This window comes from Streptomyces antimicrobicus, assembly GCF_020532625.1.
GTDB classification, from domain to species: Bacteria; Actinomycetota; Actinomycetes; order Streptomycetales; family Streptomycetaceae; genus Streptomyces; species Streptomyces antimicrobicus.
Genome location: NZ_JAJAUY010000010.1, coordinates 39,212 through 51,793 on the forward strand (window position 1 = coordinate 39,212; position 12,582 = coordinate 51,793).

The window sequence follows — 12,582 nt, forward strand, 5'->3', positions numbered from 1 at the left end:
GCCCCCGCTCAGTGCACTCCGTCACAGTCCGAGTGCGTCATCTGCCCTCACACCGGTGCGGCGTACGGCGCCACTCTGGTCGCGCTCGGACCACGTGACGCCTGGGAGGCACCGCCATGACCGGCCCGCTCTACCGCACCCTGCTCCTGTTCGACATCGAGAGGTTCAGCGACCGCGACGACGTGGAACAGGCGTTCCTGCGCCGGATGCTCTACGACGTCGTGGACCGGATCCTCCAGGCGGCCGGCATCGACCGGACCCGCCACTTGCGGGAGGACCGCGGCGACGGCCTGCTCGTGGTGATCGACGCCAACGTCCCCGTGACGGGCCTGCTCAAGGTCCTGCTGACCGAGGGCCCCGGTCAGCTGCACGCGATGAACCGCATGGCCTCCAGCGCCGCCCAGATCCGGCTCCGTACGGTGCTCGCCACCGGATTCGTCACGCAGGACGCGGACGGGCCGGTGGGCACCGACGTCAACCTCGCGTTCCGGCTCCTGGACGCCGAGGCCCTGCGGGAGGCGCTGCGCACGGCGACGACGGACATCGCCCTGTGCGTGTCCGAGTCGGTCCACCGCGGCATCGTGCAGCACGACCACCCCGGTATCCCGGCGGCCTCCTTCCACGAGATCACCGTGCACAGCAAGAACGGCCCGCTCCATGCCTGGCTCTACGGCTCTCCCCCGACGCCGGCCACCGCCCCGGCGGAAGCCGCCCAGGCCGCAGCCGTTCCCGCGCCCCCCGGCCCCGCCCCCTCGCCCTCCCCCGCCCTGCGTCCCCACGGCGGCCTCCACTTCCGTGGTCGCAACACGGGTGTCGTCGCCCAGCAGATCACCGGCTCCGTGTTCCTGGGCGGCGGCGCCGGTGGGGCGGACCGGGGTGACCAGGCATGACGGCGGACCCCGTCGACGTCCGGCAGGGCGGGCCGGGTTCCCCGCAGCCCGCGGCCACGGCCGACGACAAGGAGCACCCCAAGGACAAGGCGGAGGAGAAGGGACGGGACAAGGGAGAAGCGGACGGGACCGAGGAGGCGGCGCAGGAGCAGCAGAAGCCGCAGGACGCCTGGGACACGCAGCGTGACCTGCACCGGCACGCGCCTCGAAGCCTGCGTTTCCGCGGCACCAACCACGGAGTGTTCGCGGGCAGCGTCGCCGGCGGCGTCACGATCAACAACTTCGGCCCCAGCGGCCCTTTACGCACCTCGGGCGAGATGCCGCCGGCGGACCTCGCCGCCGAGACCGAGGGCTTCGTCCGCGACGGGACCCGCTTCGATGTGCTCCTCGACCGCCTGCGGCGGGACCCGCTGCTGGTGCTCGACGGTGCCCGTGCCACCGGACGGCGCACCGCCGCGCTCATGCTGCTGCGCGAGCTCGGCGCCACCCCCGTGCACGTGATCGACCGCAAGACCGCTCCTCAGGACATCGCCGGTCACGTGCGGGACGGCAAGGCCGGCGGGTACGTCCTGTGCGACCTGGTCACCAGCCCCGACAAGCCGCTGCGCGAGAGTCATGTGCTCGCCCTGCGGGACGCCCTCCGGGACCACGGCGCCTTCCTGGTCGTCACCACGGGGCTCCGACCGTGGGTGGAGGAGGACGTGCCCACCAGCACCTGGCACCCGCCCGCCGCCGGCCCGCTGTTGCGCCGGCGTCTCGACGGACCGTTGGCCAGCTCCGAGGTGGACCGGCTCATGGCGCGGCCCGTCGTCACCGACTTCGTCGCCCGCGAACCGCAGCCGCGCGAAGTGGTCGCGTACGCCGGGCAGCTCGTCCGGTACGCCCGTGGCGAGGTCGACGAGAACACGCTGGAGCAGACCTCGCTGGAGGCGCTGGAGCGCCAGGTCCAGGAGTGGTTCGAGGCGGACGAGACCACGGTCCACCTGCGGGAGAAGGCCTTCCTGATCGCCCAGGCCGTCTTCGACGACGGACCGTATGCGCTGACGGCCGAGCTCAGCGATCTGCTGTTCCTCGCCCTGCAGAAGACGGTGAACTCGGAGCTGCCGAGCAAGGTCCCCGTCTTCGGCACCAACATCGGCAAGCGGCTGCAACTCGGCCGGGTCCGCGGGTACGAGGCCGAAGAACCCACCGAGTGGGGACCGGTGGTGCAGCGGAAGACCGCGTTCCATGACAACCGGACCGCGCCGGTGCTGCTGCAGGAGGTGTGGATCGGCCACCCGTCGGCGCGCCCGGCGCTCGTCGCGTGGCTCGACCGGCTCGTCGAGGACCGGCGCCCCTTCGTGCGCACCCGGGCGGCGGCGACCGTGGCCGCGCTCGCCTCCGCCGACCTGCCCTCCGCCATGGCCCTGATCGTCGAGCGCTGGGCGGTGTCACGGAACGCCCAGCGGCGTACCGGGGCCGTCAGTTCCCTGGTCCTCGCCCACGAGGCAGGCGCTCCCAACGTCCTGCGCATCGTCGACGACTGGACCACCGGGGAGGACCCGCAGCGGTGCTGGGTGGGGGTCCGGGCGCAGGGCCTGCTCGGCAAGGACCGGCCGGAGGCCGCCTTCGCGCAACTACGCATCCAGGCCCGCCGGCAGTACGGGAAGACGCCGGACCCTCTGCTGGCCGGCGAACTCGCCCAGTCCGTCGAGGTGCTCCTGCTCTCCGAGGCGGCCCCCCGCGTCCTCGCCGAGGTGCTGCGCACCCTCGACGACCACAAGGCCGTCCGCCGGCTCAGCATGGACGGATTCCTCAGGGCCTGCGGCCACACCGCGGACGGCCCGGGCTCCTGTCCACTGGTCCTCGGGCAGTTCGCGCAGGCCCGTGCCGCAGGGGGTCCCGCGGCCGAGGCGGTTCCGCGGCTGTGGCGGTACGCGCTCGGCGACCGCGCGCTCACCTCGGACGCCCTGGACAGGCTGACCGCCTGGGTCCGCGCCGCCGACACCGATCCGCGGACCGAGAGCGCGTTGGCCGACCTGCTGCCCACCCTGATCGGGGACACCACCGACCTCCACCGCGTCCAGCACCTCCTCGCGACCGTCCGCGGTGAGGACGGCGGCCCCCGCCCCGCCGTCGCCGACCGGCTGTCGGCCCTGCTGCCCCGGCCCTGAGCACAAGGGAGACCCATGTCCGCACCGAGGTTCGACTGGTTGCAGACCGCCGACCGGCACACGGAGCTCAAGGACCCCGTGATCAGCGTCCGCCAGCTCGCCCTGCTGGACCTGCGCCGCACCCGGCTGACCCGCTTCGACCACTGCCTGGTCTACGCGACCAAGCACGGGGGGTACGAGACCTTCGTCCCGCCGGACCGTCCCAGAGGCACGAGCCGGTACCGCGCCGTGTACGAGGTGGACACCGGTCGGCACCCCGTCACCGTCGATCTGAAACTGCCCAGTGAGAACGACGCCCTCGAATTCCAGGCGAGCGTGGAGATCGAGTGGCAGGTGGCCGACGCGGTGGCGTACGTACGCAGCGGCTGCCGCGACGTGCCCCGCCTGCTGGCCGGCGAGCTGGAGAAGGCGGCCCGCCCGGTGGCCCGCCGGTTCGCCGTCACCGACAGCGCGGGGGCCGAGGCCCGGTTGCTCGACGAGGCGGCCGGCTGGCCGCCGCTGGGCGCCACGGCCGGACTGACGACGAGCTGGACGCTGCGCCTTCGGCGCAACGACCAGGCCATCGCGCACCAGCTGCGCCTCCAGGAGATCGACCAGACCATGGACGAGAAGATCCACCACGAATGGCGCGGCGAGCAGCTCGACGCCGCGATCGACAGCAGGCGCGCGGCGCTCCTGCGGCTGCAGGCGGAGAGCGCCAAGCTCTACGAGGTCTTCCTGGAGCAGGGCGCCGTGCGCGCCTGGTCCTGGTACCTGGCGCAGTACCCCGACAGGGCCCACGAGATCGTGCAGAACATGCGGGCCGACCAGCAGGAGCTGGCACGGACGCAGCTCGCCTTGGTCAAGAGCCTCTTCGAGGCGGAGACCGCCGAGAACCACGAGCTCGCCGAACCCCGGCGGCACGCCCTCCAGACGCTGACCAAGGTGCTCGCCCAGCCGCTCGCGGGTGACCCGAATCCGCCGGAGGAGGGGTGACCGCCGTGGACATGCCGCCCGAGCATCCGGCCCGGCCCCAGGACGACCTGGACTACCGGCACGCCCCCGGCACCCGCGCCGAGTACGTCGCCCACCAGCGTGGCGCCGGGCTGACGGCCCTCGGCCGGCTGCTCCTCCACCTGCCCGTGCTGCTGATCAACCTCGGCCTGGTGCTGCTGGCCGGCTGGGGTCTCCAGCAGTGGTGCGGACTTCCGTACGGGATCCTGCCCTGCCTGTGGCTGGCCGCGGGGCTGCTCACCTTCCACCGGCCGACCGAGGGTCTGCTGGCCCGCTACCTGCTCGGACTGCACCGGCCGCTGCCCCGGGAGCTGGCCGTTCTCGGGCCGGTCTGGCGCGAGGTCACCCTGCGCGCGGGGGTGGACGGCAGCCGCTACGAGCTGTGGATCGAGGACAGCGCGGACCTGACGGCTGCCGCGGCCGGCGGACACCTGGTGATCGTCACACGGCACGCGCTGGAGACGCTGTCCACCGCCCGGCTCGCCGCGGTCCTCGCGCACGAGCTGGGCCACCACACTGCGGGACACACCTGGGCCCGGCTCGTCAGCTGGTGGTACGCCCTGCCCGGCCGGCTGCTGTGGCTGGTGTTCCGCCCCGTCGGCCGGGCGGCGCGGCAGACCGCGCGGCAGCTGCCGGGCCCGGTCGCCGCGCTGCTGCTGATCAGCGCGCTCTGGGCGGCGCACGGTGCCCTGACCAGCCCTTACGGGCTGCTGCTGGGGTTCGGCCTGCTGCCCTTCCTCACCGCCTGGGTGGACCGGCGCGACGAGCTGCGGGCGGACCGGCATGCCGCTGCCCTCGGCTTCGGCCCGGTGCTGGCGGAGCTGCTCGCCGAGGAGCCGGAGCCCGAGGAGAGCGGCACCCTGAGGCTGCTGCTCTCGTCCCGGCCTCCTGCGCGCACCCGCCTGCACCGCCTCGTGCGCTAGCCGGACCCGGCCCCCCGCCCACGGAAAAGCCCCCGCCCGCTCCTCCCGGAGCCGGCGGGGGCTTCCCCGTGACTGGCTACTGCCTACTGCCTACCGACGTCAGCCGTTGTACGGGCCGTAGTCGTAGTCCTCCAGCGGGACGGCCTGGCCGGAGCCCGTGCCGAAGGGGGAGTAGTCGATGTCGTCGTAGCCGACGGCCGAGTACATCGCGGCCTTGGCCTCCTCGGTCGGCTCGACCCGGATGTTGCGGTAGCGGGACAGGCCCGTACCGGCCGGGATGAGCTTACCGATGATGACGTTCTCCTTGAGGCCGATGAGGCTGTCGGACTTGGCGTTGATCGCCGCGTCCGTCAGGACTCGGGTCGTCTCCTGGAAGGAGGCGGCCGACAGCCAGGACTCCGTCGCCAGCGAGGCCTTGGTGATACCCATCAGCTGCGGACGGCCGGAGGCCGGGTGGCCGCCCTCCGTCACGACCCGACGGTTCTCGGACTCGAAGCGCGAGCGCTCGACGAGCTCGCCCGGGAGCAGCTCGGCGTCGCCGGACTCGATGATCGTCACGCGGCGGAGCATCTGCCGGATGATGATCTCGATGTGCTTGTCGTGGATCGACACGCCCTGCGAGTTGTAGACCTTCTGGACCTCGCCGACCAGGTGGACCTGGACGGCCCGCTGGCCGAGGATGCGCAGCACGTCGTGCGGGTTGGTGGCACCCGCGGTGAGCTTCTGGCCCACCTCGACGTGGTCGCCCTCGCCGACCTCCAGGCGCGCGCGCTTGGAGATCGGGTACGCGGTCTCGTCGGAGCCGTCGTCCGGCGTGATGACGATCTTCTTGGTCTTCTCGGTCTCCTCGATGCGCACGCGGCCGGCGGCCTCGGCGATCGGGGCGACACCCTTCGGGGTACGGGCCTCGAAGAGCTCGACGACACGCGGCAGACCCTGGGTGATGTCGTCACCGGCCACACCACCGGTGTGGAAGGTACGCATCGTCAGCTGGGTACCGGGCTCACCGATGGACTGGGCGGCGATGATGCCGACCGCCTCACCGATGTCGACCAGCTTGCCGGTGGCCAGCGAGCGGCCGTAGCAGTAGGCACAGGTGCCGACCGCCGACTCGCAGGTCAGGACCGAACGCGTCTTGACCTCCTCGACGCCCGCCGCGACCAGCTGGTCGATGAGGACGTCACCCAGGTCGACGTTGGCCGGGGCGAGGACCTTGCCGTCGACGACGACGTCCTCGGCCAGCATGCGGGCGTAGACCGACGTCTCGACGTCCTCGGCCTTGCGCAGCACACCGGTCTCGTCCTTGACCGCGATCTTCAGCTTCAGACCGCGCTCGGTGCCGCAGTCCTCCTCGCGGATGATCACGTCCTGCGAGACGTCCACCAGACGACGGGTCAGGTAACCCGAGTCGGCGGTACGCAGGGCGGTGTCGGCGAGACCCTTACGGGCACCGTGGGTGGAGATGAAGTACTCCAGCACGGACAGGCCCTCACGGAACGAGGCCTTGATCGGACGCGGGATGGTCTCGTTCTTCGCGTTCGACACCAGACCACGCATACCGGCGATCTGCCGCATCTGCATCATGTTTCCTCGGGCACCCGAGTCAACCATCATGAAGATGGGGTTGGTCTTGGGGAAGTTCGCGTTCATCGCCTCGGCGACCTCGTTGGTCGCCTTGGTCCAGATCGCGATGAGCTCCTGCGTGCGCTCGTCCTTGGTGATCAGACCGCGCTCGTACTGCTTCTGGACCTTCTCGTCCTGGGCCTCGTAGCCCGCGACGATCTCCTTCTTGGCCTCGGGGACCACGACGTCGGAGATGGCCACGGTGACACCGGAACGGGTCGCCCAGTAGAAGCCGGCCGCCTTCAGGTTGTCGAGCGTCGCCGCCACGATGACCTTGGGGTAGCGCTCGGCCAGGTCGTTGACGATCTCGGAGAGCTGCTTCTTGCCCACCGAGTAGTCGACGAACGGGTAGTCCTCGGGCAGCAGCTCGTTGAAGAGCGCACGGCCCAGCGTGGTCCGCAGACGGAAGCTGTCGCCCGGCTGGAACTCCTGCTCGCCCTCCTCGGCCACCGGCGGCACCCAGCCGCGCGGCGGGATGGTGCCCACCGGGAAGCGGATGTCGACCTGCGACTGCAGCGAGAGCTCGCCGGCGTCGAAGGCCATGATCGCCTCGGCGGTGGAGCCGAAGGCGCGGCCCTCGCCCTTGACGTCGCGCAGCTCGCCGTCGGTGGTGAGGAAGAACAGACCGAGGACCATGTCCTGGGTCGGCATCGTCACCGGACGGCCGTCGGCCGGCTTGAGGATGTTGTTCGAGGACAGCATCAGGATGCGGGCCTCGGCCTGCGCCTCCGCGGAGAGCGGCAGGTGGACGGCCATCTGGTCACCGTCGAAGTCCGCGTTGAACGCGGTGCAGACGAGCGGGTGGATCTGGATGGCCTTGCCCTCGACCAGCTGCGGCTCGAAGGCCTGGATGCCGAGGCGGTGCAGCGTGGGCGCACGGTTCAGCAGCACCGGGTGCTCGGCGATGACCTCTTCGAGGACGTCGTACACGACGGTGCGGCCGCGCTCGACCATGCGCTTGGCCGACTTGATGTTCTGCGCGTGGTTCAGGTCGACCAGGCGCTTCATCACGAACGGCTTGAAGAGCTCCAGCGCCATGGCCTTGGGCAGACCGCACTGGTGCAGCTTCAGCTGCGGGCCGACGACGATGACGGAACGCGCCGAGTAGTCGACTCGCTTACCGAGCAGGTTCTGACGGAAGCGACCCTGCTTACCCTTCAGCATGTCGCTGAGGGACTTCAGCGGACGGTTGCCGGGGCCCGTGACCGGGCGGCCGCGGCGGCCGTTGTCGAAGAGGGCGTCGACCGCCTCCTGGAGCATCCGCTTCTCGTTGTTCACGATGATCTCGGGCGCACCGAGGTCGAGCAGGCGCTTCAGACGGTTGTTGCGGTTGATCACACGGCGGTACAGGTCGTTCAGGTCGGAGGTCGCGAAGCGGCCACCGTCCAGCTGCACCATCGGACGCAGGTCCGGCGGGATGACCGGGACGCAGTCCAGGACCATGCCCTTGGGGCTGTTGCTGGTCTGCAGGAACGCGGAGACGACCTTCAGGCGCTTGAGCGCGCGGGTCTTCTTCTGGCCCTTGCCGGTGCGGATGATCTCGCGGAGGCGCTCGGCCTCCTCCTCCAGGTCGAAGGACTCCAGGCGCTTCTGCAGCGCCGCGGCACCCATCGAGCCGTCGAAGTACGTGCCGAAGCGGTCACGCAGCTCGCGGTAGAGGAGCTCGTCGCCCTCCAGGTCCTGGACCTTGAGGTTCTTGAAGCGGTTCCAGACCTCGTCCAGGCGGTCGATCTCGCGCTGCGCGCGGTCGCGCAGCTGCTTCATCTCGCGCTCGGCGCCCTCGCGCACCTTGCGGCGCACGTCGGCCTTGGCGCCCTCGGCCTCCAGCTCGGCCAGGTCGGTCTCGAGCTTCTTGGCCCGGCCTTCGAGGTCCGCGTCGCGGCGGTTCTCGATCTGCTGGCGCTCGACGGAGACGTGGGCCTCCAGGGACGGCAGGTCGCGGGTACGACGCTCCTCGTCCACAAACGTGATCATGTACGCGGCGAAGTAGATGACCTTCTCGAGGTCCTTCGGCGCGAGGTCCAGCAGGTAGCCCAGGCGCGACGGGACGCCCTTGAAGTACCAGATGTGGGTGACGGGAGCGGCCAGCTCGATGTGGCCCATCCGCTCACGGCGCACCTTGGCGCGGGTGACCTCGACGCCACAGCGCTCGCAGATGATGCCCTTGAAGCGGACACGCTTGTACTTGCCGCAGTAGCACTCCCAGTCCCGGGTCGGACCGAAGATCTTCTCGCAGAAGAGTCCGTCCTTTTCGGGCTTCAGGGTGCGGTAGTTGATGGTCTCCGGCTTCTTTACCTCGCCGTGGGACCAGGTACGGATGTCGTCCGCGGTGGCAAGGCCGATCCGCAGCTCGTCGAAGAAGTTGACGTCGAGCACTGTGCGTCAATCCCTCTTTCGGGGTCGTGTCTCTTGATCAGTGGTCTGAAACGGTCCCGGGGACGGCGGGGGCTCTTGTGGAGCCCCCGCCGGGCCCGTCAGACCTCTTCGACGCTGCTCGGCTCGCGCCGGGACAGGTCGATACCGAGCTCCTCCGCCGCGCGGAAGACGTCCTCGTCGGTGTCGCGCATCTCGATGGACATGCCGTCCGAGGACAGCACCTCCACGTTGAGGCAGAGCGACTGCATTTCCTTGATGAGCACCTTGAAGGACTCAGGAATGCCCGGCTCGGGGATGTTCTCGCCCTTGACGATGGCCTCGTAGACCTTCACACGGCCGGTGACGTCGTCGGACTTGATGGTCAGGAGCTCCTGGAGGGCGTACGCGGCGCCGTAAGCCTCCAGCGCCCACACCTCCATCTCACCGAAGCGCTGACCACCGAACTGCGCCTTACCACCCAGCGGCTGCTGCGTGATCATCGAGTACGGACCGGTCGAACGCGCGTGCAGCTTGTCGTCGACCAGGTGGTGGAGCTTGAGGATGTACATGTACCCGACCGAGATCGGGTCCGGGAACGGCTCGCCGGAGCGGCCGTCGAACAGGCGCGCCTTGCCGGACGGGAGCACCATGCGCTCGCCGTCGCGGTTCGGGATGGTGTGCTGCAGCAGACCGGCCAGCTCGTCCTCGCGCGCACCGTCGAAGACCGGGGTGGCGACGTTGGTGCCGGGGGCGACCTGGTCGGCGCCGATGGTCTGCAGGCGCTGCGCCCACTCGTCCGCGAGGCCGGAGACGTCCCAGCCGCGGCTGGCGAGCCAGCCGAGGTGGATCTCCAGGACCTGTCCCGGGTTCATTCGGGACGGGACACCGAGCGGGTTGAGGATGATGTCGACCGGGGTGCCGTCCTCCAGGAACGGCATGTCCTCGATCGGGAGGATCTTGGAGATGACACCCTTGTTGCCGTGACGGCCGGCGAGCTTGTCACCGTCGGTGATCTTGCGCTTCTGGGCGACGTAGACGCGGACCAGCTGGTTCACGCCCGGGGGAAGCTCGTCGCCCTCCTCGCGGTCGAAGACGCGCACGCCGATGACCTTGCCGGTCTCGCCGTGCGGCACCTTCAGCGAGGTGTCACGGACCTCACGGGCCTTCTCACCGAAGATCGCGCGGAGCAGGCGCTCCTCCGGCGTCAGCTCGGTCTCACCCTTCGGGGTGACCTTGCCGACCAGGATGTCGCCGGCGACGACCTCGGCACCGATCCGGATGATGCCGCGCTCGTCGAGGTCGGCGAGGACCTCCTCGGAGACGTTCGGGATGTCCCGGGTGATCTCCTCGGGGCCCAGCTTGGTGTCGCGGGCGTCGACCTCGTGCTCCTCGATGTGGATCGAGGACAGGACGTCGTCCTGGACGAGGCGCTGCGACAGGATGATCGCGTCCTCGTAGTTGTGGCCCTCCCACGGCATGAACGCGACCAGCAGGTTCTTGCCGAGCGCCATCTCGCCGTTCTCGGTCGCGGGACCGTCGGCCAGCACCTGGCCCTCGATCACGCGGTCGCCCTCGTTGACGACGACCTTCTGGTTGACCGAGGTGCCCTGGTTCGAGCGGGAGAACTTGGCGACGCGGTACGTGGTGTACGTGCCGTCGTCGTTGGCGACGGTGATGTAGTCGGCCGAGACCTCCTGGATGACACCGTCCTTCTCCGCCTTGATGACGTCACCGGCGTCGACCGCGCAGCGGTACTCCATGCCGGTGCCGACGAGCGGGGCCTCCGCCTTGATGAGCGGAACGGCCTGGCGCATCATGTTCGCGCCCATGAGGGCGCGGTTGGCGTCGTCGTGCTCGAGGAAGGGGATCATGGCGGTCGCGACCGACACCATCTGGCGCGGCGAGACGTCCATGTAGTCGACGTCGTCCCCGGGGACGTAGTCGACCTCGCCGCCACGGCGGCGGACGAGGACGCGGCCCTCGGCGAAGCGCAGGTTCTCGTCCAGGCGCGCGTTGGCCTGGGCGATGACGAAGCGGTCCTCCTCGTCGGCGGTCAGGTAGTCGACCTCGTCGGTGACCTGGCCGTCGACGACCTTGCGGTACGGGGTCTCGACGAAGCCGAACGCGTTGACGCGGCCGTACGAGGCGAGCGAGCCGATCAGACCGATGTTCGGGCCTTCGGGGGTCTCGATCGGGCACATGCGGCCGTAGTGGGACGGGTGCACGTCACGGACCTCGAAGCCGGCCCGCTCACGGGAGAGACCACCCGGGCCAAGAGCCGACAGACGGCGCTTGTGGGTGAGACCCGACAGCGGGTTGTTCTGGTCCATGAACTGCGACAGCTGGCTGGTGCCGAAGAACTCCTTGATGGAGGCGACGACCGGCCGGATGTTGATCAGGGTCTGCGGCGTGATCGCCTCGACGTCCTGGGTGGTCATGCGCTCGCGCACGACGCGCTCCATACGCGCCAGACCCGTACGGACCTGGTTCTGGATGAGCTCGCCGACGTTGCGCAGGCGGCGGTTGCCGAAGTGGTCGATGTCGTCGACCTCGACCACGATGGTGCTGCCGTTCTCGCCGACCGTCTCGGTCTCACCGGCGTGCAGCTTCACCAGGTACTTGATCGTCGCGATGATGTCGTCGGTGGTGAGCACGCCGGCGTCCAGCGGCTCGTCCGCACCGAGCTTCTTGTTGACCTTGTAGCGGCCGACCTTGGCCAGGTCGTAGCGCTTCGGGTTGAAGTACAGGTTCTCCAGCAGCGTCTGCGCGGCCTCGCGGGTCGGCGGCTCGCCCGGACGCAGCTTGCGGTAGATGTCGAGCAGCGCGTCGTCCTGGCCCTGAGTGTGGTCCTTCTCCAGGGTGGCGCGCATGGACTCGTACTCGCCGAACTCCTCGAGGATCTGCTCGGTGGTCCAGCCGAGCGCCTTCAGGAGGACGGTGACGGACTGCTTGCGCTTACGGTCGATGCGGACGCCGACCATGTCGCGCTTGTCGACCTCCATCTCCAGCCAGGCACCCCGGGACGGGATGATCTTGGCCGAGAAGATGTCCTTGTCGGACGTCTTGTCGATGGAGGAGTCGAAGTAGACACCGGGAGAACGGACGAGCTGCGACACCACGACACGCTCGGTGCCGTTGATGACGAAGGTGCCCTTGTTGGTCATGAGCGGGAAGTCGCCCATGAAGACCGTCTGGGACTTGATCTCACCGGTCTCGTTGTTGGTGAACTCGGCCGTGACGAAGAGCGGCGCCGCGTACGTGAAGTCGCGCTCCTTGCACTCGTCGACGGAGTTCTTCGCCGGCTCGAAGCGGTGGTCGCGGAACGTGAGCGACATCGACCCGGAGAAGTCCTCGATCGGGGAGATCTCCTCGAAGATCTCTTCCAGACCGGACTTGGTGGGAACGTCCTGTCCACTCTCAAGGGCCGTCTCGACCCGAGACTTCCAGGCGGCGTTGCCGAGCAGCCAGTCAAAGCTCTCGGTCTGCAGCGCCAGGAGGTTCGGAACCTCAAGAGGCTCCTTGATCTTTGCAAAGGAAATGCGCAGCGGGGCGGTGCTGGCGCCGTTGTTCGTATTGGTCGAGGCGTTGCGCGAGGCGGCCAAGAGGGGGTCCTTCCGAGGGCTCGGACTCACTACGCGCGTACCG

Annotated in this window: 6 protein-coding genes; 4 read left to right on the forward strand and 2 right to left on the reverse strand. The window is 69.5% G+C overall.

Annotated features, from left to right (window positions below; all coding sequences use genetic code 11):
- Window positions 1-116: 116 nt before the first annotated feature.
- From LG632_RS04495 to LG632_RS04510, 4 genes are read left to right on the forward strand one after another with little or no spacing between them, the layout of a single operon-like run.
- A complete protein-coding gene (locus LG632_RS04495; RefSeq protein ID WP_226725382.1) occupies window positions 117-890 on the forward strand; it encodes a hypothetical protein in 774 nt (257 codons plus the stop codon).
- A complete protein-coding gene (locus tag LG632_RS04500; protein ID WP_226725384.1) occupies window positions 887-3,043 on the forward strand; it encodes a hypothetical protein in 2,157 nt (718 codons plus the stop codon). Before LG632_RS04495 ends, LG632_RS04500 begins: the two co-directional genes overlap by 4 nt.
- Before the next feature lie 15 nt (window positions 3,044-3,058).
- On the forward strand, window positions 3,059-4,018 hold the full coding sequence (locus LG632_RS04505) for a hypothetical protein (protein WP_226725386.1): 960 nt from the start codon (window positions 3,059-3,061) through the stop codon (window positions 4,016-4,018).
- Entirely contained in the window at window positions 4,015-4,959 is a 945-nt protein-coding gene (locus tag LG632_RS04510) for a M48 family metalloprotease (protein WP_226725388.1), read from the forward strand. The genes LG632_RS04505 and LG632_RS04510 overlap by 4 nt, the downstream gene beginning before the upstream one ends.
- Window positions 4,960-5,058: 99 nt before the next feature.
- On the opposite strand, the gene LG632_RS04515 is transcribed toward LG632_RS04510, so the two are convergent.
- Window positions 5,059-8,958 (reverse strand): DNA-directed RNA polymerase subunit beta', encoded by a 3,900-nt coding sequence (locus LG632_RS04515; protein WP_226725390.1) that lies wholly within the window; start codon window positions 8,956-8,958, stop codon window positions 5,059-5,061.
- A 98-nt stretch (window positions 8,959-9,056) separates the two neighbouring features.
- Entirely contained in the window at window positions 9,057-12,539 is a 3,483-nt protein-coding gene (gene rpoB / locus LG632_RS04520) for a DNA-directed RNA polymerase subunit beta (RefSeq protein ID WP_226725392.1), read from the reverse strand.
- Between the last annotated feature and the right edge of the window lie 43 nt (window positions 12,540-12,582).

What these genes read in the sequence shown, in the direction of transcription:
- LG632_RS04500 (WP_226725384.1), top strand. Translation starts at nt 887, where the DNA reads ATGACGGCGGACCCCGTCGACGTCCGGCAGGGCGGGCCGGGTTCCCCG.
- LG632_RS04495 (WP_226725382.1), top strand. Translation starts at nt 117, where the DNA reads ATGACCGGCCCGCTCTACCGCACCCTGCTCCTGTTCGACATCGAGAGG.
- LG632_RS04505 (WP_226725386.1), top strand. Translation starts at nt 3,059, where the DNA reads ATGTCCGCACCGAGGTTCGACTGGTTGCAGACCGCCGACCGGCACACG.